This window comes from Halorubrum trueperi, assembly GCF_042662525.1.
In the GTDB taxonomy this organism is placed as follows: domain Archaea; phylum Halobacteriota; class Halobacteria; order Halobacteriales; family Haloferacaceae; genus Halorubrum; species Halorubrum trueperi.
The window spans coordinates 72,067-96,177 of the sequence record NZ_JBHSXI010000023.1 but is presented as its reverse complement, the minus strand read 5'-3'; the positions used below and the strand labels follow the sequence as shown (position 1 = coordinate 96,177).

The 24,111-nt window shown below is 67.2% G+C and carries 23 protein-coding genes and 3 tRNA genes; 13 read left to right on the top strand and 13 right to left on the bottom strand.

Features of this window, described 5'->3' with window-relative positions; translation table 11 throughout:
* Positions 1-22 precede the first annotated feature (22 nt).
* Positions 23-556, bottom strand: coding sequence for an Rrf2 family transcriptional regulator (locus ACFQEY_RS15675; protein ID WP_379770365.1), 534 nt, complete (start codon positions 554-556; stop codon positions 23-25).
* Positions 557-1,070: 514 nt separating this feature from the next.
* Here ACFQEY_RS15675 and ACFQEY_RS15670 point away from each other — a divergent pair.
* On the top strand, positions 1,071-1,985 hold the full coding sequence (locus tag ACFQEY_RS15670; RefSeq protein ID WP_379770363.1) for an NAD+ synthase: 915 nt from the start codon (positions 1,071-1,073) through the stop codon (positions 1,983-1,985).
* A gap of 37 nt (positions 1,986-2,022) precedes the next feature.
* Here ACFQEY_RS15670 and ACFQEY_RS15665 read toward each other — a convergent pair whose 3' ends face one another.
* Positions 2,023-3,489: a M28 family peptidase gene (locus ACFQEY_RS15665; RefSeq protein WP_379770361.1), complete on the bottom strand. Its 1,467-nt coding sequence runs from the start codon at positions 3,487-3,489 to the stop codon at positions 2,023-2,025.
* A 91-nt stretch (positions 3,490-3,580) separates the two neighbouring features.
* On the opposite strand from ACFQEY_RS15665, the gene ACFQEY_RS15660 reads away from it, so the two are divergent.
* The 3 genes from ACFQEY_RS15660 (at position 3,581) to ACFQEY_RS15650 (ending at position 5,617) form a co-directional block, all read left to right on the top strand.
* Positions 3,581-3,651: transfer RNA gene (locus ACFQEY_RS15660), tRNA-Gly, on the top strand.
* A 1,045-nt stretch (positions 3,652-4,696) separates the two neighbouring features.
* Complete coding sequence (locus tag ACFQEY_RS15655; protein ID WP_379770359.1) at positions 4,697-5,353, top strand: AIM24 family protein; 657 nt, start codon at positions 4,697-4,699, stop codon at positions 5,351-5,353.
* Positions 5,354-5,428: 75 nt separating this feature from the next.
* On the top strand, positions 5,429-5,617 hold the full coding sequence (locus ACFQEY_RS15650; protein ID WP_379770357.1) for a hypothetical protein: 189 nt from the start codon (positions 5,429-5,431) through the stop codon (positions 5,615-5,617).
* Between the two features lie 118 nt (positions 5,618-5,735).
* On the opposite strand, the gene ACFQEY_RS15645 is transcribed toward ACFQEY_RS15650, so the two are convergent.
* The gene (locus tag ACFQEY_RS15645; protein ID WP_379770354.1) at positions 5,736-7,091 is read right to left on the bottom strand and encodes a sodium-dependent transporter; all 1,356 of its coding nucleotides are present in this window, start codon (positions 7,089-7,091) and stop codon (positions 5,736-5,738) included.
* A gap of 263 nt (positions 7,092-7,354) precedes the next feature.
* Between ACFQEY_RS15645 and ACFQEY_RS15640 the strand changes: the two genes are divergently transcribed.
* The gene (locus ACFQEY_RS15640; RefSeq protein ID WP_379770352.1) at positions 7,355-8,755 is read left to right on the top strand and encodes an NAD(P)/FAD-dependent oxidoreductase; all 1,401 of its coding nucleotides are present in this window, start codon (positions 7,355-7,357) and stop codon (positions 8,753-8,755) included.
* Positions 8,756-8,785: 30 nt separating this feature from the next.
* On the opposite strand, the gene ACFQEY_RS15635 is transcribed toward ACFQEY_RS15640, so the two are convergent.
* Positions 8,786-9,949 (bottom strand): M24 family metallopeptidase, encoded by a 1,164-nt coding sequence (locus ACFQEY_RS15635; RefSeq protein WP_379770350.1) that lies wholly within the window; start codon positions 9,947-9,949, stop codon positions 8,786-8,788.
* Between the two features lie 209 nt (positions 9,950-10,158).
* Here ACFQEY_RS15635 and ACFQEY_RS15630 point away from each other — a divergent pair.
* A tRNA-Val gene (locus ACFQEY_RS15630) sits at positions 10,159-10,233 on the top strand.
* Positions 10,234-10,239: 6 nt separating this feature from the next.
* Here the strand turns inward: ACFQEY_RS15630 and ACFQEY_RS15625 are convergent.
* Together ACFQEY_RS15625 and ACFQEY_RS15620 are read right to left on the bottom strand one after the other, a co-directional pair.
* Positions 10,240-10,533, bottom strand: coding sequence for a chorismate mutase (locus ACFQEY_RS15625; protein ID WP_379770348.1), 294 nt, complete (start codon positions 10,531-10,533; stop codon positions 10,240-10,242).
* 18 nt (positions 10,534-10,551) lie between these two features.
* Positions 10,552-11,445, bottom strand: a complete 894-nt coding sequence (locus ACFQEY_RS15620; protein ID WP_379770345.1) for a shikimate kinase — start codon at positions 11,443-11,445, stop codon at positions 10,552-10,554.
* A 174-nt stretch (positions 11,446-11,619) separates the two neighbouring features.
* Here ACFQEY_RS15620 and ACFQEY_RS15615 point away from each other — a divergent pair, with 174 nt between their 5' ends.
* The 4 genes from ACFQEY_RS15615 (at position 11,620) to ACFQEY_RS15600 (ending at position 12,955) form a co-directional block, all read left to right on the top strand.
* A complete protein-coding gene (locus ACFQEY_RS15615) occupies positions 11,620-12,078 on the top strand; it encodes a DUF5796 family protein (protein ID WP_379770343.1) in 459 nt (152 codons plus the stop codon).
* Between the two features lie 31 nt (positions 12,079-12,109).
* Positions 12,110-12,352, top strand: coding sequence for a DUF7508 domain-containing protein (locus ACFQEY_RS15610; RefSeq protein WP_379770340.1), 243 nt, complete (start codon positions 12,110-12,112; stop codon positions 12,350-12,352).
* 83 nt (positions 12,353-12,435) lie between these two features.
* On the top strand, positions 12,436-12,789 hold the full coding sequence (locus ACFQEY_RS15605) for a ferredoxin (protein WP_379770338.1): 354 nt from the start codon (positions 12,436-12,438) through the stop codon (positions 12,787-12,789).
* Positions 12,790-12,870: 81 nt separating this feature from the next.
* Positions 12,871-12,955 (top strand) — tRNA-Leu (locus ACFQEY_RS15600).
* Between the two features lie 53 nt (positions 12,956-13,008).
* Here the strand turns inward: ACFQEY_RS15600 and ACFQEY_RS15595 are convergent.
* The 5 genes from ACFQEY_RS15595 to ACFQEY_RS15575 all read right to left on the bottom strand — a co-directional run bounded on the left by ACFQEY_RS15595 (position 13,009) and on the right by ACFQEY_RS15575 (position 17,296).
* Positions 13,009-14,229, bottom strand: coding sequence for an ATP-NAD kinase family protein (locus tag ACFQEY_RS15595; RefSeq protein ID WP_379770336.1), 1,221 nt, complete (start codon positions 14,227-14,229; stop codon positions 13,009-13,011).
* A 235-nt stretch (positions 14,230-14,464) separates the two neighbouring features.
* Complete coding sequence (locus tag ACFQEY_RS15590; RefSeq protein WP_379770334.1) at positions 14,465-15,181, bottom strand: competence/damage-inducible protein A; 717 nt, start codon at positions 15,179-15,181, stop codon at positions 14,465-14,467.
* A gap of 119 nt (positions 15,182-15,300) precedes the next feature.
* The gene (locus ACFQEY_RS15585; RefSeq protein WP_379770331.1) at positions 15,301-16,062 is read right to left on the bottom strand and encodes a DUF5803 family protein; all 762 of its coding nucleotides are present in this window, start codon (positions 16,060-16,062) and stop codon (positions 15,301-15,303) included.
* A 14-nt stretch (positions 16,063-16,076) separates the two neighbouring features.
* A complete protein-coding gene (locus tag ACFQEY_RS15580; protein ID WP_379770329.1) occupies positions 16,077-16,772 on the bottom strand; it encodes a DUF2110 family protein in 696 nt (231 codons plus the stop codon).
* Positions 16,772-17,296 (bottom strand): transcription factor, encoded by a 525-nt coding sequence (locus ACFQEY_RS15575; protein ID WP_379770327.1) that lies wholly within the window; start codon positions 17,294-17,296, stop codon positions 16,772-16,774. The genes ACFQEY_RS15580 and ACFQEY_RS15575 overlap by 1 nt, the downstream gene beginning before the upstream one ends.
* A 230-nt stretch (positions 17,297-17,526) precedes the next feature.
* On the opposite strand from ACFQEY_RS15575, the gene ACFQEY_RS15570 reads away from it, so the two are divergent.
* Positions 17,527-18,492, top strand: coding sequence for a hypothetical protein (locus tag ACFQEY_RS15570; RefSeq protein ID WP_379770325.1), 966 nt, complete (start codon positions 17,527-17,529; stop codon positions 18,490-18,492).
* A 180-nt stretch (positions 18,493-18,672) separates the two neighbouring features.
* Here ACFQEY_RS15570 and ACFQEY_RS15565 read toward each other — a convergent pair whose 3' ends face one another.
* Complete coding sequence (locus ACFQEY_RS15565; protein WP_379770323.1) at positions 18,673-20,226, bottom strand: PAS domain-containing protein; 1,554 nt, start codon at positions 20,224-20,226, stop codon at positions 18,673-18,675.
* A gap of 142 nt (positions 20,227-20,368) precedes the next feature.
* Between ACFQEY_RS15565 and ACFQEY_RS15560 the strand changes: the two genes are divergently transcribed.
* Positions 20,369-21,850, top strand: a complete 1,482-nt coding sequence (locus ACFQEY_RS15560; RefSeq protein ID WP_379770321.1) for an ATPase domain-containing protein — start codon at positions 20,369-20,371, stop codon at positions 21,848-21,850.
* A 5-nt stretch (positions 21,851-21,855) separates the two neighbouring features.
* Here ACFQEY_RS15560 and ACFQEY_RS15555 read toward each other — a convergent pair whose 3' ends face one another.
* Positions 21,856-22,464 carry a tRNA (cytidine(56)-2'-O)-methyltransferase gene (locus tag ACFQEY_RS15555; protein ID WP_379770318.1) on the bottom strand — a complete coding sequence of 203 codons (609 nt, stop codon included), beginning with the start codon at positions 22,462-22,464 and terminating at the stop codon, positions 21,856-21,858.
* Between the two features lie 171 nt (positions 22,465-22,635).
* Here ACFQEY_RS15555 and ACFQEY_RS15550 point away from each other — a divergent pair, with 171 nt between their 5' ends.
* On the top strand, positions 22,636-23,694 hold the full coding sequence (locus ACFQEY_RS15550) for a phosphoribosylaminoimidazolesuccinocarboxamide synthase (RefSeq protein ID WP_379770316.1): 1,059 nt from the start codon (positions 22,636-22,638) through the stop codon (positions 23,692-23,694).
* Positions 23,695-24,111: the final 417 nt, after the last annotated feature.

The window sequence follows — 24,111 nt, the reverse complement described above, 5'->3', positions numbered from 1 at the left end:
CCGTGGCGGGCGGCCCCCGCGACTACGTGGCCGCCTCCGCCGACAGCGTCTCCATCCCGTCGATGCGCACGATGAGGGTGTTTCCGTCGACGTTCGTCGCGTCGACGACGCCCGAGAGGCGGAGCCCCGTCGCGGGAGTTGGCCCGACGTCCACGCGATCGCCGGGCTCGAAATCGGTGACCGGTCCGCGGATCACCAGCTCGGCGCGGCAGAGTTCGGGGTTTGCGACGCTGGAGAGATCGATCTCCTCGACGTTCACCCCCTCGATGGGGTCGCCCTCGCGTTCGACCGGAGTGCGCTCCGCGTCGTCCATCCGTTCGACACCGAGCGTCTCGTACGCCTCGTCGGTCGGAACGTACCCGCCGTTCGGTCCGGCCACGCCCTCCACCAACCGAAGGTTCCGGAGACTCTGCATCTGGTTCCGAATCGTGCCGGCGTTGCGGTCGATCGCCTCGGCGATCTCCCGCCCGGACACCGGCCGCTCCGCGTTCTCGGCGAGATTCACGAGCGACGTGAGCACTCGCGTCTGACTCGAACTGAGCTGTAGCGTCGACATACGAACGACCAGCAATCGTGTATGGATAAACGTTGTCCATAACGCCCCTTATACTATCAAATAATGTTGTCTATTCCGCAAAGGTAGATATTCAACAAATAATATTCCAAATATGTGTGATACCAGCTGAATGGCTCCTATCCGAGATAAACATTTATAATTTGGCCCATAAGTCATATTCACCGTTCGTTCGTAGTGTTTTCACTTTAGTAATTGGAACCACATGTTTGTAAATGGGTAATACCTTAAATATCGCACACCGCAGATATTTATTCACTCGTCGGGAAGCGGCGACCGAACATGAACAACCGAACCGACGGTCAGCCCCGACCGGTCCGCTTCGGAACCACGTTCCGTCCCAGCAGGTCGTCGATCGAGTCGGGTCCGACGGTACCCGAGTTCGATCCGAGTCCGACGGTACCCGAGTTCGATCCGAGTCCGACGGTACCCGAGTTCGATCCGAGTCCGACGGTACCCGAATTCGATTCGGGCCCGCCGAGCGAGGGGAGAGCCGATGGGTGATCGGGTGCCGCCGGCGTTCGGGCCGAACGCCTTGGACGAGCGCGCGACGGCCGCGGCCGACGCCGACGCACCGTCGGAACCGCCGCGGCGGGAAACTCAACCGTCCGACGCCCTCGATCCGGGAGCGGAACGAGAGCGGGTCCGGTCGTTCCTCGCGGACGAGGTGACCGCAGCCAACGCCGACGGGGTCGTCGTCAACATGAGCGGCGGGCTGGACTCCACCGTGACCGCGGCGCTCGCCGTCGAGGCGCTCGGCGCGGATCGGGTGTACGGGCTGATCCTGCCGTGCAACAAGATTGGGGCACCGCACGCTCGGGACGCGGAGGCGCTCGCCGACGCGCTCGGTATCGACCACGACACGGTCCACCTCCAGCGGCTGTTCGCGCAGTTCGGGGCGGTCACGCCGGACCGGTTCGACCTCCACGACGAGCCGGTCCGGTCCGGCAACGCGATCGCCCGTCTGCGGATGACGACGGCGTACCTCGCCGCGAACGCGATGGAGCGACTCGTCTGCGGGACGGCCAACCGGACCGAGCTGCTGCTCGGCTACGTCACGAAGCACGGAGACGGTGCCGCCGATCTGTTTCCCCTCGGTCACCTGTACAAGACGGACGTTCGAGCGCTCGCGGCCGAGCTCGACGTCCCCGAGTTCGTCGTCGAGAAACCGCCGACCGCGGGGTTCCTCCCGGGACAGCGCGACGAGGACGACCTCGGCGCGCCCTACGAGACGATCGATCGCGTGTTGCGGCTCGGCGTCGACCGTGGATTCGGCCCCGAAGCGATCGCTGCCAGGATCGAGGACCTGGACGACGTCGACGACGAGACGATAGTCGATCTGCTCTCGCGTCACCGCGCCACGGCGCACAAGCGAACGACGCCGCCGATTCCTCACGGAAGCGGCGGATAGCGTCGCGCTTCGCGTCGATCACGGGACCTCTCGTTCGTTACGCCCAGTCGTCGGGCCACAGCCCGGCTGCCCGCATCCCCGGTTCGAAGTCGGCCTCACGGAACTCCGCGGCGAGGTCCTCGCGGTCCAGCCGGGGAACTGCTCGCTCCGAGGCCGCGAACTCGGCGAGCAGCAGCGCGGTGAGAATGGCGTGTTCGCGGACGTTCCGATCGTCGACCTTGTCCCGGGTGTCCGCGTGCGTGTGTCCCCAGCCGCGCCCGCGGTCGCCGGAGTCGCTGTGGAGCTGCAGCGCTGGCACGCCTCGTCGGACGAAGGGCCACTGATCGGAGAACGGGTGCAGCTCCGGAGTCACCGCGATCGGTTGGCGGACGGCGGTCGACACCGCGTCGGCGACCGACTCGGCGGCCGCCGAGGCGTGCGTGAGCGCGACGAGGTCGCGATGCCGCCCCGCGCCGTCGACGTTGACCACGGCCCGGACTCGGTCGAGATCGAGCCGGTCGGCGAGGTGCTCCGAGCCGAGGAGTCCGACCTCCTCCGCCCCGACCGCGACCACGTCGACCCCGATCGGCAGGTCGGCCTCGGTCAGGATCCCCGCCGCGGTCGCGACCGTCGCGATCCCGCAGCCGTTGTCGAGAGCGCCCTCAGCGATGTCGTGGGCGTCGTAGTGCGCGAGCAGGAGCAGTCGCTCGTCCGTGTCCGGTCCCGCGCGGCCGACGACGTTCCGACTCTCGCCGGGGCCGGTCGACGCCTCGACGGTCAGTTCGGCGTCGACCGCGTCGGTATCGGCCGGGCGGTCACCGTCTGTCCCGACCGACAGATCGCCGTCGGCGCGGCCGCCGACCGCGTACTCGCGGAGCCACGCGCCGGTCTCCTTCGAGACGCCGACGGCGACCGACTCGGCTTCCTCCCCGAACGTCAGCGATCCGGTCGGTGGGAGTTGGCCGTCGAGGTGGTTGACGAAGACGAACCCGACGGCCCCCGCCTCGATCGCGTACCCGAACTTCTCCATCCGGTGGACGAACCGACCGCCCGGCGGGGTGGTCGTGGAGGCGACCGCGATCCGGCCCTCGACGTCCCGGTCGTCGATCTCCGCTGGGGTTCCGTACCCGACGTCGACGAGTTCGCCGGCGACGGACTCGCCGGGCGAGTACGGGAGCGCGATCGCGTCGAACTCGCGGATCGCGGTCTCGCCGTCCCGTCCCGGAACCGTGAGGCGGAGGTCGGCGCTGCCGCGCTCCCACGCGTCGATCTCGAACGGGTCAGCCTCGACATCGGACAGTCCCGCTCGTTCGAACGCGTCGGCGACGATCTCGGCGGCTCTTCGCTCTCCCTCACCGCCGGCCATGCGGCTCCCGAGCGCGGTGAGATCAGTGAGGAAGCGCCACGGTTCGTCGTCGGTCCACGTGCGGGCGATCGCTGGGGCGAGCGCGTCGCGTCGCTCGCGCACCCGCTCGACCGCCTTCGAGTCGGCCGATTCGGTCGTTCGAGTCGGTGACGTCGGCATGACTGCGGGTTCCCCGGTAGCGAGATAAGCGTGTGGCTCCCGGCACCGGAAACGCTACGTTGAAGTGGGACGGTCGGATACCCTGATTCGAGCACCGTTGGTCCAGTGGTAGGACATTAGCTTCCCAAGCTAATAGCCCGGGTTCAATTCCCGGACGGTGCACTCCTCTTCGTCGTGCACCGTCCGAACCCCCGCTCGCGTTGCTCGCGGGGATCCCGGACGGTGCATTTCTCGAACGCAGTGAGAGAACTCATCGGACGGGATTGAACCCTATCAGTCGCGCGCAGCGAACGCAGTGAGCGAGCACGTCTGATTTTGGTTCATTTCCCGGACGGTGCACTCCTTTTCGTCGTGCACCGTCCGAACCCCCGCTCGCGTTGCTCGCGGGGATCCCGGACGGTACATCTCTCGAACGTAGTGAGAGAGATCACTGGTCGTACTTGAACCCTATCAGTCGCGCGCAGCGAACGCAGTGAGCGAGCACGTTTGATACCGGTTCGACACTCATCCAAAAATGCGATAGAGATCGGGAATAGGTGTATCATTACGGTGGAATGGGCATTTATATGGGAAAGAGTGGTGTTGCTGACGACTGTTTATATATCGTTGTTGGCGCGGTGAATTGCCGTGTCTCGGGTGTTGATTGTTTATAAGTGGTTGCTGGCGCGGTGAACACTTCCAAAGACCCAACACCGCACCTCACGCCTCCCCAGCCTCGTCGCCGGACTACGTCCGGCTGTCACCGGGCGAAGCCCGGTTGCCCGAGGGACTGTGTCTCTCGCTGCCAGAGGCGCTTCGCGCCTCGCTGCGGCTCACTCCGTTCGCCGCGTCCAGCGAGAATCGAAGATTCTCTGGCAGCCGGTGGCTTCGCCGCCGGCGACCTCGCGGGCTCCTCGGGCCTACCGGCCGCTCGGAGGCACGCCACAGTACCGCACGTTCATTTATAAGCAGCCGTCGCTGCCGCGCTCATTCAGTTATATACTACGTCGACGGCGGTGGTCTGCGATCCCTACTCCCTCTCTCGCTCAAGAGGCACTTTTCAGCGATCGGCTGTTTTGGACGAAAATACCTCTGGAAAAGAGAAATTCAACACAGCCCCACCGTCCGAGGCGGCGACCATCTGCCCGGCCGGTTCTTCGACCCGCACATTCATATTCGATCGCGCGGAATCACCGCCCAGCCGAACCGACAGGTTCGGTCCCCGCACATGAATCTCGATCAGTTCACCTCCGAGAACGCACCGACCGCGAGCGACGATCCGTTCCAGCGCGAGAACAGCTACACCCTCGACGTCGACGTCGACGGTGCCGTGATGGCGAAGGCCGGCTCGATGATCGCGTACACCGGCGACCTCTCGTTCACCGGGAAGGCCTCGGCCGAGGGCGGGATCAAGGGATTCCTCAAGGAGGCCACGACCGGAGAGGGAACGCCGATCATGTCGGTCGAAGGGCAGGGACACGCGTACCTCGCCGACGACGGAAAGAAGGTACAGGTCGTCGAACTCGACGCGAACGAGTCGATCACGGTCAACGGCGAGGACGTGCTCGCGTTTCAGGAATCGCTCTCCTACGAGATCAGCACGATCGACAGCCTCGCCGGCGCGCTCGCCGGCGGATTCAGCAACGTCTACCTCGAAGGGCCGGGCTACGTCGCGCTCACCACGCACGGCGATCCGATCGTCCTCGAACCGCCGGTCTCAACGGACCCGAGCGCCACCGTCGCGTGGAGCGGAACCACTCCCGCCGTCGAGGTCAATCGCAGCCTCTCGGACATGATCGGCCAAGAGTCCGGCGAGCGCTACCAGATGCAGTTCGACGGTCCCGACGGCATCGTTGTCGTGCAGCCGTACGAGGAGCACGTCTGAACGCTCGCCGATACGCCTGAACGCCCTCCGATACAGCTGAACACGCTCCGATACAGCTGAACACCATTCTCTGTGATGAACAGACACACGCCTTCGGACGACGACCCGCCGGAATCGACACGACCCGCAGCGAACGCCGAGGACCGGAATCCCGACGACGGGACAGATGAGGGAACGGCATCGTCCGGCCCGGTGGCGCGGATTAGGGCCGTGATTTCCGAGGCGATCGGTGTCGTCGTCGACGCGGTGTTCGACGCATTCTGAGCGCGCACCGAAGAACGGCGGCATCGTCGCGCCGCGGCAGGCTCGTTCGCAGGGATTTGCGTTCTGCGAACGCCGAAGCCGGTCGACGCTCAGGAAAAAATCGATCCGTGGAGACGGACTATCGCGCCGCCAGCCACTCGGCGAGGTCGCCGGTGAGGAAATCGACGTAGTCGACGATCCCGAGGTACAGCGAGACGAGCACGACGAGTACGATCGGGACCCGGACGATCCACACCCACGCATCGCCGAATCCGCCGAGGTTCCCGATCCCCGTTTCGAGTTCGTCGCGAGCGATGTCGGGAATCACCCAGCCGACGAACAGCGCGAGCAGCAGCGAGCCCAACACGAGCAGGACGCCGTCCGCCAGCAGGTCGAAGAGGTCGAGGAATATCAGGTCGATCGTGACCGGGACGCCGAGCAGGAAGACGGCCACGCCCAGTCCCGCGGACGCGGGAACGCGCGCGACATCGAGCTCGTCTATCAGGTAGGAAACCAGCACTTCGAGGATGCTGATCGCCGACGAGAGCGCCGCGATACCGACCATCCCGAAGAAGACGATCCCGAGGAGTCGGCCGCCGGGAATGTCCGCGAACGCGGTCGTGAGGCTCACGAAGATGCCGCCCGGTCCGCCCGAACCGGGTTCAATCCCGGCCGCGAAGAGGAACGGAAAGACGACGAAACCGACGATCACGGCGATAAGCGTGTCGAGCGTAACGATCACGCCCGCGTCAGCGGCGAGGTTTCGATCCTCACCGAGGTAAGAGGCGTAGGTGATCATCACGCCCATCCCCAGCGAGAGGGTGAAGAACGCCTGACCGGCGGCGGCCGGCAGGATACTCGTCCAGTTCGCCGCGAGGTAGCCGAAGTCGGGCGAGAGGTAGTAGCCGTACGCCGCCGTCGAGGCGTCGAGGGTGAACCCGTACGCCGCCAGCCCTAGCAGCAGGACGATGATGGCCGGCACCATCACCTTCACGCCGATCTCGATTCCCTTCCGCACGCCGGCAGCGATGATGCCGATGACGAGCGCCATGAACACGGCGTGGAAGAGGAGCGAATCGATCCCGGTGGCGACCGTACCGAAGAGCGCGTTCGCCTCCTCCGGGCCCGCCAGCGCGTAGCCGTCAGTAACGCCGATCAGGGTGTACCGAAGGAACCAGCCGGCGACGACGCTGTAGTACGAGAGGATGACGAAGCCGGTGACGACGAACAGCCAGCCGAGATAGTTCCACGCTCCGCTGCCGAGCTCCCGTATCGCGCCGACCGGATTCAGGTTGGTGTACCGCCCGATCACGAACTCGACGAGGATCGCCGGGAAGCCGATCAGCGCGACGAACAGCAGGTAGACGAGGAGGAACGCCCCACCGCCTTCCTGTCCGGTGATGAACGGAAAACGCCAGATGTTCCCGAGTCCGACGGCGCTGCCGACCGCGGCGAGGATGAACCCCGCCCGCGTCGCCCATGTCTCGCGTGCCATTGTATCGGAGAAATTCCGTTGCGGCGTAAAAGCGTGTCTCTCCGGCGCTGAGTCCATTATTAACGTCCCTGAACGATTTCGCTGCGATCAACGGAGCCGACCCCGCGACGGCGATGGAGTTGACCCCGCGACGGCGATGGAGTTGACCACGCGACGGCGATGGAGTTGACCCCGCGACGACGACGGCCGCCGCGACCGCGACCGCGGCGTTCCGTTCGGCGGGGGACCGTGAATTTAATAGCTGGACGGTTACCTCACGAGGTATGGAACGCGTAGACGTCGCGATCGTGGGGGGTGGACCGGCCGGTGCCTCCGCAGCGCACGCGGCCGCGACCGACGGCGCTGACGCTCTCGTCCTCGAACGAGGTGTCCCTCGGGCGGACCGGGATCGGCTCGGTCCCGACTCGACCGACGCCGCGGGGATCCTCGACTACTGGGTCGACATCATGGGGATACATCCTGACGAGTTCGACGAGGGGGTGGTCCAGCGGGAGCTGAATCGAGCGGAGTTCCGCGGCCCGGACGAGGCCGCGACGCTCACTTCCACCGGGATCGACTCCTCGTACGACGGGTTCGGCTACACCTTCCACCGCGCTCGGTTCGACGACTGGCTCCGCGACCGCGCCGAGGCGGCCGGCGCGGAGTACCGCGTCGGGGAGTCCGTCCGCGGCGTCGATACCGACCTCTCGATCGATCCGTCCTCCGGAAACGACGCCGCCGATCCCCGCCACACCCTCGAACTCGCGTCCGGCGAGTCGATCGGGACGGACTTCGTCGTGCTCGCCGACGGCCCGCAGCGCACCGTAACGAACCGCGTGCTCGACGGGTACCTCCCCGAGGACGCGGCCGCCTCAGACCGGCTCGCCTCCCGCACGGCCAACCACATCGCCTACCAGGAGTACCGGCGCGTTCCGGAGGCCGTGTACGAGGACGTGAACGACGCCATCGTCTTCTGGTGGGGCGTGATGCCGGGCGAGACCGCGTACCCGTGGATCTTCCCGAACGCCGACCGCGTCTGTCGGATCGGGCTAACGATGCCCATCGGCCTCGACATCGACGAGTTCGACCGGGACGCGTACGCGCTGCTCGACGCGGACGACGAATCGATTCCGCAGGGCGGCGAGTACGTCCGCCGCCTCTTGGAGTGGCAGTACGGCGACGAGTACGATGTCGAGGAGGACTTCCCGCTCGTCGAGGACGCAGGCAAGCGCAACGGCACTGAGACGTACCCCATCTCCTCGACGCGCCCGATCGACTCGCCGACCGAGGCGGGGATCGCCGTCGTCGGCGGCGCGATGGGGACGACCTCCGCTTTTCACGAGGGCGGCGACCACGTCGCGGTCCGCACCGGTGCGATCGCAGGGGAACTGGCCGCCGCCGGGGACCTCGCCCCCTACAACCGACGCTGGAAGGAGGCGATCGGCGACGAGGTCGTCCGCAACGTAACGATGGCGGACATGGTCGCCGACTACGACCCCGACGACTGGAACCGGATCATCGGCGCGGCCGACGCGATGCTCGCCGCGGAGGCGGGAGACGGGCTCCTCTCGCAGCCGTATCGCTCGGGCTGGGAGTCGGTGAAGCTCATGATCGGTTACAAGTGGAACAAGCAGCGCGTGAAACGAGACTACGTCGGCATCGACGAGAGCGAGTACGTCTACTGAGGGGAGACGGCGCGCGCTCGGCCGCCGATCTCAACGGATGACCGGCGCGATCAGCTCCCGGGGTTCCGTCGAGATTCCATCGAGGTCGACGGGCTCCACCTCGTGGGTCGGCCACTGCCCGGTCTTCGTGAGCGTTTCGGTCCGGTCGGATGCAACGAGGTGAGTGTCCTCGCTTTTCGCCCCCTGTACGGTTGGGTTCCAGGCGTAGGCCATCGGCGACCGGACCGGTTCGTCGCTCTCCGGGGTCGCGATCCACTCGCGACCCGCGAAGCCCGCCGCGCCGCCCTGATGGTGGTTCCGCCACTCGCCCGCGAAGCCGACGGCGTCGTACGCCGACCGGATCGCGTCGAACACGTCGCCGGCCGTGTCTGGAGCGGCGGCGTCCGCGGCGTTTGCGGCGTCCGCGGCGTCGGAGCCGGCACCGTCCGTGAGATCGCTCGCGGCCGCGGCCTCGGTCGCCGCGATCGCGGTCGCCTCCACGCGGGCTGCCGCCCGGTGGCGCTCCTCCAACCAGTCGGGGGCGTCGAAGGCGACGGTCCGGGTCATGGAGGCGTACAGGCCCGCGCGCTCGGCGGTGACGGAGACCAGCGCATAGTCGCCGAGCGCCGCGTCGCTCGGGGTGTAGTGACGGTACCGCTGTGCTCGCTCCGCCCCGCCGACGAGCACGACGGGGGTGTCGACGTCGCGGGAGGCGAGCGAGATGTCGATCCCGGCGGCGACCTCGTATTCGGGGTCCTCAGGTTCGATATTCCGGCAGACGGTCTCGACGGCGGCGGCGACTTCGCGGCCGAGATCGCGGTAGCGCTCGACGTCCTCCTCGGTGAGCGGCTGTCGGAGTCGGCCCCCCTCGACGCGCTCGAACCCCGGAACGTCGAAGTCGGCGGCGGCGGGCGCGGGCGAGCGCTCGGCGACCGCTTCGGCCAGCGAACGGGCGTGCCACGGGAACGACTCGACGGAGACCGCGTCGGGTAGTTCCTCGTCTGCGAGCCGCCCCGCCTCGATATTGTCCGTGATCACGCGGAACTCGCCGTCGTACCCCGCGGCGGCGACGCCGATAGCGGCGTCGGAGTCGACGACGTTATCGCCGCCGGTGATCCACGCGAATCCGTTCGGCTTGGCGAACCACACCGATTCGAGCCCGCGTTCGTCGAGATACGCGTCGAGTCTGTCGGCGCGGGCGGAGAGGTCGACCATACGAGGACGCTCTCGTCGACCGGGTAAAATCGGTCGAAAATGGGCTGCACTCGGAGGGCGGGTATCCCGTCACGGGCGCAAATATCGGCTCACACGACGGTCGTTCGATCGGCTTCCCGATCGACGGACCGCGTCCCGACGACGGCGTCCGAAGCGAAAGGTTCAATTATATCCCCCGGATACCACGAAATGCGTCAGTAAGCCCAATCGGGTTGGTAGTCTAGTCCGGTTATGACACCTCCTTGACATGGAGGAGGCCGGCAGTTCAAATCTGCCCCAACCCACTTTCGTTATCGGTTTTCTCGCTGCTCCACCTTGTTCAGTTCTATCAGCAGGCGGAAGATGGCCTTCACGAGGTTGGCGTCGACGTCGAAACGCTCGGCGTTGTCGCCGGCGCGCTCCATCACGCGCTCCTCTTGGCCCTCGTCGGTCGTCGGGAGGTCGCGGTCGTCTTTCACGGCCGCCACCGTGTCGGCGACGTAGGTCCGGCGGGCGATCAGTTCGACGATCTCGCGGTCGATGTCCTCGATCTCGCGTCGCAGTTCGTCGAGGCTTCGGTCCTCGGAGTTCGGTGTGTCACTCATTGATAATCACGTGATAGGTCACTGGACGGCCGCGCCGTCGTTTCTGGTGGTCGTGTGCCGCAGCGTTCCCGGGCGATCGCTCCACGCGTCGGCGACCGCGTCGAGGTCGGCCTCGGCGTCGTCAGGGTCCGCGACGGCGACGACGCTCGGTCCGGTGCCCGACAGCGATACGCCGGTCGCGCGGGTCATCGCCTCGACCGCCGGGTCGGCGTCGAAGCCGAGCGCGGCCGAGAACGCGAGTCCGTTGACCGTCATCGCCTCCGCGTATCGGCCGTCGAGCGCGAGATCCGCGACGAGGTCAGCCATCGGCGCGACCGCCTCGCAACGGGCCACGTCCGCGTCGGCGCTGTAGGCGCGCTCGGGCGGGGTCCACACGAGGACGTCCCAGTCGACGGCCTCCCGCGCCCGGAGCTCGTCGTTCTCGTTGTCGGTGACGGTAACCCCGCCGAGCATCGAGGCGGTGGCGTCGTCGAACGCGCCGGTGACCGTCACCCCGGCCTCGCGGGCCGCCCGGACGCCGAGCCGACAGGCGTCGAGGCGGGTGACGTCGACGGACGGGTCCGCGTCGTCGTCTCCCACCGTCAACCCCAGTGCGTCGCAGGTCGCGAGCACGGTCGCGTTAGCGGCCGCACTGGAGCTCTTCAGGCCCGCCGCGAGCGGTACGTCGCTGTCGGTCCGGACGTCGCCGCCCTCGCCGTCGCCCCAGCGGTCCGTGGCGAGCGCGACGCAGCGCTCGATCAGCTCGGCGTCGGCGTCGGCGTCCTCGGCGATCACCCCGTCGACGACCGCGACGTCGGAGTCGAGCGTCACGGTCGCGCGCGTCTCGACGTCGATGGCGAAGGCCGCACCGGTTCCGGTCGCGAGCGCGTTCAACACCGTTCCTGCGCCGAGCGCGGCTGCCCGTCCCTCCATGCACTCACGGCTCGCGAGCGCGGACAAAGAGGTAGCGATCACGGCGAGTCTCTCGGGATGCAGCGCGAGACGGCGCATGTCACAGCTCGATCTCTCCCGATCCCTCTCGATCCCTCTCGACCCCGCCCGACCGCGAGCGCGCCCCTTTTGAGGCGCGCGCCCGGAACGACGCGTATGTCAGCACCGTCGCGCAGCGACGTTCCGCCGACGTCGATCGGGATCGACCTCCGCGAGGAGGGCGTGGTCGTCGAGTACCTCGACGGGCGGACCACCCTCTACCGCGGCGTTCCGGACGCCGTCGAGGGGTCGGTGACCGCCGGGCCCGGCAAGGAGACGCACGTGCTCGTCACCGATCCGACCGAGACGGAGGGCGTGATGACGTACGTCAACGACTACAACACCGACGACGCGATTCTAGAGGACTCCGGCGTCGGCCGCGTCATCGTCGAGGACGGCGAGCGCGACGAGGTGTTCCCGGGCGTGATCGTCGGGCGGACCGGCCAGCGCAACGAGGTGATCGCGGATCCCGAGATCGCCGGCGGTCGCGTGTTCGTCTTCGTCGAGGACGGCTGGACGGAGGGCAGCTTCGAGATCGTCTCGGGGCCCGAAGACGGGCTCGACGCACACCGATGATCTCGCGGTCGACTTCGACGGCCCGAACCCGATGAGCCTCGCGAAACGCTGGCGCGACCTCGACCGCTCGACGGTTGCGAGCGCGCCGCGCCGCCACGCGCTGTACGAACTGGGCGACAACGACGGTGAAACGGTTGGGTTCGGAACGGGAATCCTCCGCGACGAACTGAAGGAGGTGTTGGCGTACGGGGACGCTGACAAGGTTCGATGGAAGCTCGCCGACTCCGACGAGCACGCGGAGCGACTGCTCGCGGAGCACGTCGAGGAGGAGTAGGGGGAGCCCCCTGTCTGCCGGGAGGAACAGCACGCACCGAGAACGACCGACAGACGAAAGTCCGACCGGCGTCGATGGCGCGTATGAGCGACGAGGCGGAGACCGATCGCGACGAGGTCGTGCGCGCGAGCGACATCGGCGGCGAGGGCCCGCCGATCGAGGAGAAGCCGTACAAGATCGTCTTCGAGGCGAACAAGTGCTTCGGGGCGGGCAAGTGCGCCGAGGTCGGCGATAACTGGGTGATGGACGTTCGGAGCGGCATGGCGAAGCCGCGCTCGTACTACATCGACGAGGAGGACTTGGAGGAGAACGTTCGGGCGGCGGAGGTGTGTCCCGCCAAGAAGGACGCCGGCGTGATCCACGTGATCGACCGCCGCACCGACGAGGAGATCGCGCCGGACCCCCACGGCGACGGTACGCTCTCGGTCGACTGGTAACGGGCCGCGAGGGTCGTTCGAGAGCGCCGCGGCCGCGGCATCCGAAAGGGGTTTGACCCTACCGCCGGTATCCGAATCCGCGCGGGGGTGGCTGAGCCTGGCCAAAAGCGGCGGACTTAAGATCCGCTCCTGTAGAGGTTCGAGGGTTCGAATCCCTTCCCCCGCATTGCTGTCGTGAACAGAACGTGAGCGCTGCGGCTCGACTTAGGGATTCGAACCTCAAACGATTTTCATCATCCGCGTCTCGAACTTCCCGACGCGAACGCGGACCCAGCCCCCGAGGTCGGCGTCGAGGTCGGGGTCGTCGGTGTCGACGCGGAGCGCGCGCACGTCGTCGAGCTTCGCCCGCGAGGCGACGATGTGGAGGTCACAGCGCCGGATCACCGCGGGCGACAACTGCGGGTTCCCGCGCCCGAAGACGAATCCCTGCCCGCCGATCGGGGAGACGACGATCACGTTCTCCTCGCCGAGCGCGGCGAGGATCTCGTCTTCGGTTCCGTCCCGTACCACGACCTCGCCGTCGCGCCAGACGTCGATGCCGATCGGCGACGGTCGGAACCCGAGTTCCGCCTTGATCGCGCCGACCGTCGATCCCGGGCCGAGCACGTAGGTGACGCCCTCGCCCTCGCGGGATAGGATCTCCTCGGCAACGCCCTCGGCCAGCGACTCGACGGTCCCGCTGGCGGTCTGTTTCGACGACTGGAGGTCGTCGGCGACGGGGACGTGCGCGACCGCCCGCAGTTCGGGACGGACCTCGCCCTCCCGGTATGCGTCCTCGTCGATGTCCATCACTTCCCGCCGTTCGGTCCGCGAGAACGTCGACGCAATCTCGGCCGCGTCCTCCGGTGAGACGCCGAACACCGACGAGTAGACCTTCACCCCGGCCGGAACTCCGAGCATCGGAACCGCGGATCCCGTCCGTTCGAGCGCCGCCGCCACGTCCGTCGCGGTCCCGTCCCCGCCGACGAACATGACGAGGTCGACGGGAGCGACAGGCACGGCGTCCGTGTCGCCGTCTCCGTCACGCACGCTGCCTCTGCCGCCTCCCCCGCCTTCGTCGCGTTTGTCGCCTTCCTCACCTCCGACGAACGCCTCCACGACGCGAGCGGTGTGTTCGGCGGTCGTTTTGGTCGGCTCGGAGGGATTGCCGGCGCATTCGCGGCCGACGTTCTCACTCTCGTCGGTCCCGAACGGGTCGACGACGCGGACCGGGTCGAATCCGGCCTCCCGGACGAGCCGCTCGCCCATCGGATCGGCTGCGGTGGAGATAGCCGTCTCTGGTGCGACCGTCGCGAGTCGCTCAAGCGCTCGACGCGCCCGGTCCGGCGCTCGGGGCTCCGCACCGAGGGCGACCGCCTCCGCGACTTTCCCGTCGGTTCCCTTGAGTCCGACGCGGCCGCCCATCCCGGCGACCGGGTTCATCACGAATCCGACGTGCATGTCCCGACGTTCGTCGCCGGAGCCTTAAGCGAGACGCGTTCGGCGACCGACGCACTCGGCGAGCGGGTCGGGGTTGAATCGCTCGAAGATCAATACTTAAGACGCCCCCAGAGTAACCCGAAACCATGATCCTCGAAGCCGCCGTGACCGAGCCGCTCCCGATCGACGCGACAGCGACCGCCGTGCTCGTCGCGAGCCTCGGCGTCACCGCCGTGTGGCTCGCGTACCTCTACCGCTAGCGCTCTTCTCCCCGATCGACTCGGTCCGCTCCGACAAGCTCCGACCGCTCCCTGACCCACTCGGCCGCGCGTTCGGCCTCTTCGGGGATCGTCGCGGTGATTTTGACGCGGACGCTCTCGCCGGGGTATGAGCCGACGCTCACGTCGAACGACTCCTGAAGGGCCGCGAAACGATCGAGGAGTGCGCTCTCCGGCTCGTCGACGTCGACCGTAACGGTGTGGGTGGGCGTCCCTTCGAACTCGTCGGCGATCGATTCGAACATCGATTTCATCTCCGTCGGCACTCCGGGGAGGACGTACACCGACTCGACGACTGCACCGGGCGCGACGCCGGTCTCGTTGGCGAGCGGTCGGCAGTCCGCAGGGAGGTGCGTCGTCTCCGCGGTGAGGTTGTCCGCGCTGTACCCCCGCTCAGCGAGCCACTCGGCTGCCTGCTCGTTCGCGGCGAGGTCGCGACCGAACGCGGCCGCGACGGCCTCCATGGTCACGTCGTCGTGGGTCGGTCCGAGCCCGCCCGTGACGATCACAGTGTCGTACTCGGCGTGGTACTCGTTGACGACGCGAGCGATCTCCGCGACCTCGTCCGGGACGACGGTCACCCGACGGACGGTCACCCCGCGGGCCGTGAGGCGGCCGCAGAGCCACGTCGCGTTCGTGTTCTCGGTGTCGCCGACGAGGAGCTCGTCCCCGACGGTGACGATGGCTGCGTTCATACCCGTCCAAGGCGGCGCGCACTGAAAAAGGACCCCAGTCGGTGGCCCGCTCCGAGACGACCAACTCGACGTCGGTCCGACGTCCCGAATTCGGCACCGGCCCGTCGCCTCGAATTCGGCTACTCGTCGTCGGACACGTCGAGCCCCATCTCCCGACGACGTTCACGGAGCTCCACCAGCTGTCGCCGGAAGTAGGCGGTCCCGACGGCCGCGGCGATCACGGCGACGAGGAGGATCACGCCGAAGACGAGGAGGTCCGTCTCGCGGTACGACTGGACCACGACGGCCCCGCCCGTCACCGAGTCCCAGGTGATCCGATCGCGGTCCTCGACCGTCTCGATCTCGTAGTCGCGCGGGGAGACGTGCCCGACGATCGGGAAGTCGGTGCTGAATCCGGGCGGCAGCGTCACCGCGTACGACCCCTCGACGTACGTGAGGGTCGTGAACCGTCGCGGCGATCCGGCGGCCGAGAAGGCGACCTTCCCGCCGTCCATGTCGTCGGCGAAGCGGATCCACGTCTCGTCCGGGGTCCGGTCGACCTCGCCGCCACGGGCGCGGAACTCGCTGCCGTTTATCACCTCACCGCCGGGGTACTGGTAGCGGAACGCCTCGAATTCGAGGGGCTGGTCGCCCGCGTACGGTGTCTGTCTGTATAACCGAAGCTCGTCTATCTCGGAGACGTCGTACACCGCGGTGTACTGCGTCCCGGTCGACAGGTCGAACGCTGCGTCGCGGTCGGTCTCGAAGCCGTACTCGCGGGGTGGGTCGGCGTCGAGCGTCTCGTTCGCGACCTCGCCCCCGTCGGTGACGTACGTGAGACAGCCGGCGCTCACGACCAGGAGCAAGACGAGAGCCGTCGCGAAGGCGAGGCGTCGATTCACGGGGTCACCACACTTCAGACGACACAGCGCATCTCGGCCGGAAGGTACGAGCCGATGGCGGCCAGCAGCCCCGGCGGATCGGTGTTCTCGGTGCAGACGATGCTCTGTTCGAGGAGCCCCAGCCGCTCGACGGTAACGATGTCTTGGGCGTGGCCCGCGCGGTTCACGGTCGCGCGAACCTCACCGCGGGTCGCCGAGTTGACGTTGACCCGCCCGTTTCCTCGCTGCCAGTCGTACAGGCGGTCGCGCTCGGCGTCCGACAGCCGGCTCGGCTCCGCGTCCGGATCGCCCAGGTCACCGCCGTAGACGAACCGTATGGAGAGGTGCTGGACCAGCCCGAAGCGCTCGACGACCTGCGCTGGAGAACCCCTTCCGAGGCCGATCTCGTCTGCCGGAATCCGCACGTCGACGCCGGCGTCGAGGACGAACCCGTCATCGTCCCACGATTTGAGGGTGCCGACGTACGTCTCGCCGGCGACGAGCCCCTCGTCGTGAGCGACGATTTCTCCCCACGTCTCCGCGAGGACGTTGCGGGCGACTTCGGCGTCCTCGCCGGTCACGTCCACCTGCACGAAGTCGTCGTCGCGAACGCCGACCTGCCAGTCGACCGCGAGTTCGCCGACGTCGTTGCCGACGAGGGAGGTCATCCCGTCCAGCGCGCGTTCGCGAGCGTCGCCGTCCACGTAACACTTGGTTGCGAGGACGACCATCAGCCCGTCACGTCCACGTTGAGTTCGTCGCGAAGTTCCCTGACGCGACGGCCCATCGCCTCGCGGAGCCGGTCGTTGTCCATCGCTTCGACCGGTGACCCGCACTCGGGACACTCGAAGCCGAAGTCCATCGCCTCGCCGAACTCGAAGCGGATCGAACACACCTCACAGAGGTAGAACTCGTGGGTGCGCTCGTACTCCTCGCGCTCCTCCAAGGCATCGAGCAGCCGGTACATCTCCTCTTCGAGGTTCTCCGGGATGTTGTCGTAGTGGAACGTCCAGAGGTACGTGAGCCACCCCGAGTCCTCGTCGCGCACCCGTCGGTAGGTAGCGAGGTCGTTCTCGTACAGGATGAACAGCGCGCGTCGGACGTCGTTGAGCTCCAACCCGAGCTCTTCCGCCAACTCCTCGTCGGTAACCTCGCCGTCGGGCGGCGCGGCCGCGACCGGCATCCCCGTCGGCCCCACCAGCTCGTGGAGGTACTTCTGGATGACGGGGTCGTTCAGTAGATCCTCAAAAGCCATTACCTAAAATTGGTAGTGGAATCGGGTTAAAAGCTCCGAAAGCCCCACGATCCGCCGCCGACGTTCCGACGCGAGCGCCGCGCAGTCACCTACAAACCGGAACGCCGCGTCGTCACCGCCGGCAGATTCGTCGTCGCCGGACGGCAGATTCGTCACCCATCACCGATCGATCGACTCGTCACGCTCGGCTCCGGCAAAGCTTTAGGTCGCGTGTGTCACCACTCGTGCGTATGGCCATGACCGGCGGTCGGCGGGGACGGCGAGCGCTCGGAGCCCTCGCGCTCCTCTCGGTTCCGGTCCTACTCGCCGCCCTCCCGCTCGTCCCCCTCGCCGCCTTCCTCGGTCCCGCCGGAGTCGACGTCGTCGGTCCGGGCGCGGTCGGCGGACTCGTCGCCGCGGCCGTGGTCGGCCTCGGCGGGTCCGCCCTCGCCGGACCGCCCCTCATCGACCGTCGAATCGCGCGGCTCCCCGAGGCCGAACTGGCCGACCGACCCGCCGACTTCGTCGCCGATCGCGTCGCAGTCCTCTCCGACGAGGTCGGCGTCGACGCGCCGGCGGTCACCGTCGTTCGCGCGGACGCCGCAAACGCGGCCGTCGCGGACGGCTACCGCGGCTCCAGGCTCGTCGTTTCGACGCGGCTGCTCTCGCTTCCGAAGGACGACCGAGACGCTGCGCTCAGGCACGCGCTCGTTCGCGTCCGAACCCGCGAGGCGCTCCTCGTGACGGCCGTCCTCCCGACGTTGGCGATCGTCGAGACCGTGGCGCTGCTCGCGACGCTGTTGGTCGGCCGGCGCGACGAGCGGACCGCTGCGGACCGACGCGTCAACCGGATCCACGGCTACGAGCCGGACCGCGATCGGATCCCGTCGTGGGCGTACACGCTCGGCGGAGTACTGCTCTGGGCCCTGCTGCTCCCCGCGTGGATCCCCGCCGCGGTCGGCGATCGGCTCGCCGTCGCCAGCGGCCGTCGAGCCGCGGACGCCGCGGTCGCGGGAGTCGGAAGCGCCGAGCGCCGCGGCCTCGGGAACGCGGTCGCGTTCGCCAGCGACGCCGCCGGCGCGGCCGACTGGCCGCCGCTTCTGGACCGGCTTTCGCTCGTCTCGATGGCCGACGGCGAGACCGGTCGCGTCCGAGGAACGAGCCGGCAGGAGGCTCGGATCAGGCTCGCTCGACTTCGATCGAAACGAGCGCTCTGATCGGCGGAGGAGGCGAAGCGTCTGGCGAGACCGCGGAGGAAACGGAGGAAAGGAGGCGGCGGGGGAGACGGCGGGAGACGAGGCGGCGGGGGAGACGGAGGAGACGGAGGAGACGCGGGAGACGAGGCGGCGGGGGCGACGGGCGCACCGTGTCACCTTCAACCGCTCTGCGCGGCCGTTTCAGGGGGCGATCGGAACGGTCAGCCGGAGCGTGGTTCCGGCGTCGCCCGTCGACACCGAGAACTCCCCGCCGGCCTTGTTGACGACCCAGTACATGAGCCAGATCCCGAGCCGATCGGCGTGCGTCAGCGAGGTCTCGCCGTGTTCGAGCACGCGGGTTTCGTGGTCCGGGATTCCGGGACCATCGTCTTCGATCTCGATCTCGATCCAGTCGGAACCGCGCCGTTCGACGCGGATCTTCACGGTGGGGTCCGGGTCCTCGTTATGCTTGACGGCGTTCTCGACGGCCTCCTCGACCGCGGTCACCAGTCCGACGACGCGAACCATCAGCGGATCCGGCGAGTCGGGATCGGGAAGCGACAGCTCGAACGTCGCCGCCGGGTAACGATCGGTCATCCGGCTCACCAGCTCTGGGAGCCGTTCGGACAGATCGATGTCGAGCTCCGTCGAGGGCTCGGCGAGCGTGTGGTCGATCTTGCGCACCGCGTCCGCGATTCCCATCAGATCGGTCGCCGTCTCCTCGATCACGCCGAGCGCGTGGTGGATCGGTTCGTCCTCCACGTCGTGTCCGCGTAACTCCTCCCGGAGCATCGCTGTGTACCCCTCGATGAGGTTCATCTTGTTCCGGAGGTTGTGGTTGAGGACGCGGCTCATCACCTCCAGCCGTCGCTCGCGGATCTTCCGGTCGGTGATGTCCGTCTGGAACCCGACGTAGTTGGTGACGGACCCGTTTTCGTCCCGGAGCGGCGCGACCGTGAGGCGGTTCCAGAACGTCTGACCGTTCCGCCGGTAGTTCAGGATATCGACGGAGATCGGTTCCTCGGCGTCGATCGCGCTGCGGAGCGCCGCTCTCGTCTCCGAGTCCGTCTCGTCGCCTTGGAGGAACCGACAGTCCGTGCCGAACGCGTCCGATCCGTAGCCGGTGAGCTCCTCGAACCCGTCGTTCGTGTACACCAGCGGGTTGTCGTCGTCGCCGGACTCCGCGATCGTGATACCGACCGGGGCCTGATCCATCGCCTGTTCTTTGAGTCGGAGGTCCTCCACGGTGTCCGCGAGCCTCCGCTCGCGTTCGGCGAGCCGGAGAGACGTCCGTCGACGCTCGACGAGGTTCGCGATCCGGGACCTGAGCGCCGCCTTACGCACCGGCAGTTCGATGATGTCGTCGACGTACTCCCACGCGTTCCCGGCCGCCATTCCGACCGCCTCGTCGCTCACGAGCAGGACGAACGGGATGAAGACGGGAGCCGACAGTTCCCGTCTCGACTGGATCGTCCCGGCGACCCGGTTGAACTCGTGGGCGTCGAAGACACAGCAGTCGAACGTCGTTTCGAGCGCCTCGACGTCGGTGGTCGTCTCGACCGCGTACCGCTCTCGCAGGGTTTCGACCAACAGTTCGCGGTTTCGTCCGGGGCGCATGAACAGCAGCACACGGGCGTCGTCGTCGGGTTCAGGTGGTCCTCCGGGTGCCGAGTCGTCGACGTCGCCGGCGGCGGGAGTGCCGGTGATCTCCTCGGTGGGCGCGTCACCGGCCGTCCCATCGGGACCTGGACCCATCTACCGAAAGGAGAGCCCACTGGCACTAAGGGTTGTGGATGTCGGGAATAGAACGGTTGTCGGCTTCGTGAAGGTAGACCACTCCACGGCGAACGAGGGTGTCAACAATCCTTATTACCGTTCCGTGACCGAGTGGAACCCCATGTCATCGCCACTCGCCGAACGCGCCTCCACCGGGATATCGGGGCTCGACGAGATTCTGTCGGGCGGGCTGATTCCGGAGCGGAGCTACATGATCCGGGGACAGGCCGGCAGCGGGAAGACGATCCTGAGCCTTCACTTCCTCCAGCAGGGCGTCGACGAGGGCGAGACGGCGCTTTTCATTAATCTGGAGGAAGACGTGCGAGACCTCAAGGCGAACGCGGCTGCGCTCGGCTTAGACACGGGCGCGATCGAGTTTCTCGATCTGAGCCCGATCGCGGACGTGTTCACCGAACACCGGTCGTACGAGGTGTTCTCGCCGTCGGAAGTCGAACAGGAATCGCTCACCGAGCGGATCATCGAGGGCGTCACGGCCGTCGAGCCGGACCGCGTCGTCGTCGACCCGCTGACCCAACTTCGCTTCCTGATGGCCGACGACTACCAGTTCCGCAAGCAGGTCGTCGGATTCATGCGGTTTCTGAAAGATCGGGACGCCACGGTGGTGTTCACCGTTCAGAACACCGAATCGCTGCCGACGGACGATCTCGAGTTCATCACCGACGGGACGATCCGTCTCGGAGTCGAAGAGTACGGGAAGACGATCGACGTCCCGAAGTTCCGCGGGTCGTCGACCCAGGGCGGCGATCACGCCTACCGAATCACGGACGCGGGAATCGAGGTCTCCCCGGCGCTTCAGCCCGGCAAGCACACGGGCGAGTTCGTCTCTGAGCAGATCTCGTCGGGCGTTCCCGAGGTCGACGCGCTCCTCAGCGGCGGGCTCGAACGCGGGACGGTGAGCATCGTCAGCGGGCCGACGGGAGTCGGGAAGACCACGCTGAGCACGCAGTTCATGAAGGAGGCCGCCGATCGCGGCGAGCGCTCCGTCATCTACCTCTTCGAGGAGACTGAAGAGACGTTCCTCACGCGCTCCCGAGCGGTCAACATCCCGGTCGACGAGATGATCGAGAAGGGGACGCTGCAGGTGAACGAGGTCGAGGCGTTGGAGCGGTCGCCACAGGAGTTCGCCCGGACGGTCCGCGAGGAGGTCGAAGACCGGGGCGCGGACATCGTCATGGTCGACGGGATCGCGGGCTACCGGCTGACGCTCCGCGGCGAGGGGGGAATGATGCTGCAGCAGATGCACGCGCTGGGCCGCTACCTCAAGAACATGGGCGTGACGGCGATCTTCATCGACGAGACGCAGAACATCACGGGGGAGTTTCAGGCGACGGTGGAGAACATCAGTTACCTCGCCGACAACATCGTCTTCCTGCGCCACCTCGAGGTGCAGGGCGAACTGCGGAAGGCGATCGGTGTGCTCAAAAAGCGGACGAGCGACTTCGAGCGGACCATCCGCGAGTTCCGCATCACGGAGGACGGCGTGAAGGTCGGGGAGCCGATGACGGGGCTGCGCGGCATCCTCGGCGGGACGCCGGAGATCGTCGACCGGGTTGAGCGTCGGGACGAGCGCTGGGACGAATAGACGAGTCAGTCCACCGACTCGTCCGCATGGACTGAGCCGGCATCACCGTCTGCGTCGACGACGCCGGCATCTCCGTCCGCGTCGACGACGGTTTTCCCGGTCGCTTCGGGGACGACACGTCGATCGGCGTCGGTCCACTCGCGTTCCAGTTCCTCGCCGTCGAAGAGCCGGTCCAGGAAGACGGCGAGACCGGCGACCTCCGAGTGCGGCTGGTTCGTCACGCCCACGTTGTAGTCGGCGCGCTCGTACAGCGCCCACGGCACCTTCTCGCCGCCGACGACGACGAGGAGGTCCTCGTTGCCGGCGCGGACGTCTTCGCGCACGTCGCCTTCGACGTCCTGGACGCGCTCGCCGTACATCGTGAGGTGGACGACGACTCCGTCCCAGTTCCGGACGATCGCCTTCTGATCCGCGCGGAGCTCGACCGCGAATGGGCCGCCGAAGCGGTCGGTGATGTCCCGCACAGTCTCCGCGGACTGCCCGGCGTTGTCGGGGAAGATCACCCGGTCCGCGCCGAGTGCGCGCGCCGTGAGCCCGACGTGCGTCGTCATGCGGTCGTCGCGGCCCGGCCGGTGACCGTACCGGAGAACGACGACCTCTCGCTCCTCGTGCATACCGGAAGCGTACGCCGCGACGGGTGTGGTCCTTTCGATGCGGTCGCGCCGGCGGAAGCGGCGGATCGCTCCGACAAGCATAGCCACGAACGTGGATCGTTCATTCGATCGAACTTCGAAGGTGACCACGTAAGTGAAAGATTCATGGGGGAGGCGGACGCCGAATGCAGTATGACGAGCGTCAAGGAGTTCCGCGTCGACACGCCCGCGACCGCCGACGCGCTCGGTCGCGGCCGGTTCGTTTTCACCGACGCCTACTCGGTGTTCGACTGGGGGCAGATGCCCGACGCGATCCCGCGCAAGGGCGCGAGCCTCTGTACGATGGGCGCGTTCAACTTCGAACTGCTGGAAGCGGACGGGGTTCCAACCCACTACCGGGGGATCCGCGATCCGGCCGCGGAGGACGGCGATGAGGTCGTCCCGCTCTCCGACGCGACCGCCCCGCCGACGGAGATGGCTATCGACCTGACGCAGGTCCCCGATCTGCCGTACGAAGGTCCCGAGGCGGGCTACGACTACGACGCCTTCCACGCCGCCGGCGGCGACCACTTCCTCGTCCCGCTGGAGATAGTCTTCCGCAACCGCGTCCCGATCGGCTCCAGCCTTCGACGGCGCGCGGAGCCGAGCGATTTCGGGCTGGACGACGACCCCGGTATCGACGCCGAGGAGTGGCCCGACGGGCCGATCGATCTACCCCAGCCTGTCGTGGAGTTCTCGACGAAGTACGAGGAGCAGGACCGCTATCTGACCCGCGACGAGGCCGACCGAATCGCGGGTGCCGCCGACGTCGACGCCCTCGAATCGCTCGCGATTGACGTGAACCGCGTCGTCACCGAGCGCGCTGACGCGGTCGGCTTCGACCACGAAGACGGGAAGATCGAGTGTCTGTACGCCGACGGTGAACTCCGCGTCGCCGACGTGGTCGGCACGTTCGACGAGAACCGCTTTTCGTACGGCGGACGCGGGGTCTCGAAGGAGGTCGTGCGCCAGTGGTACAAGGCGAACGACCCCGCGTGGGTCGAGTCCGTGAAGGAGGCGAAGTCGGCGGTCGCGAGCCGCGAGATCGACGACTGGCGGGAACTCTGCGATCGCGACCCCGACCAGCTTCCCCAGGTAGTCGTCGACGCCGTTTCCGAGATGTACGCCGCCGGCACGAACGCCTACACGGGCCGCGAGTGGTTCGACGTCCCCGACATCGAGGCGGCGCTCGACGCGGTCGACGAGCTATAAAAGGGACGTCTGAAACCTCACGATCGACGAGACCCGCGAGGGTCCCTTGAGACACGACGCAGAATGATACGGCAGGTCGCTGAAGACTACTTCTCGATCGATAGCGGGAGTGGGTATAGTACGTCGCGAGTGAGATCGTTTATACGTGATCGAGTGGTGTTGCTGTCGGCAGTTTATATATCGTTGCTGGCGCGGTGAACTGCTGTGGTTCTGGCGTTGATTGTTTATAAGTGATCGTTGCTGGCTCGGCGAACACTTACAAAGCCCCAGCCGGCGAGGCGGGCGCACGCTCGCTGCACTCCTCACTCGTTCGCTCACTCCGTTCGCTCCCTCGTTGCGGTGTCGCCGGCGCTTCGCGCCGGCTTCAAGAGGGACCTCCGGTCCCTCCCTGCTTGTGTCGCCTGCGCCCGCCTCGCG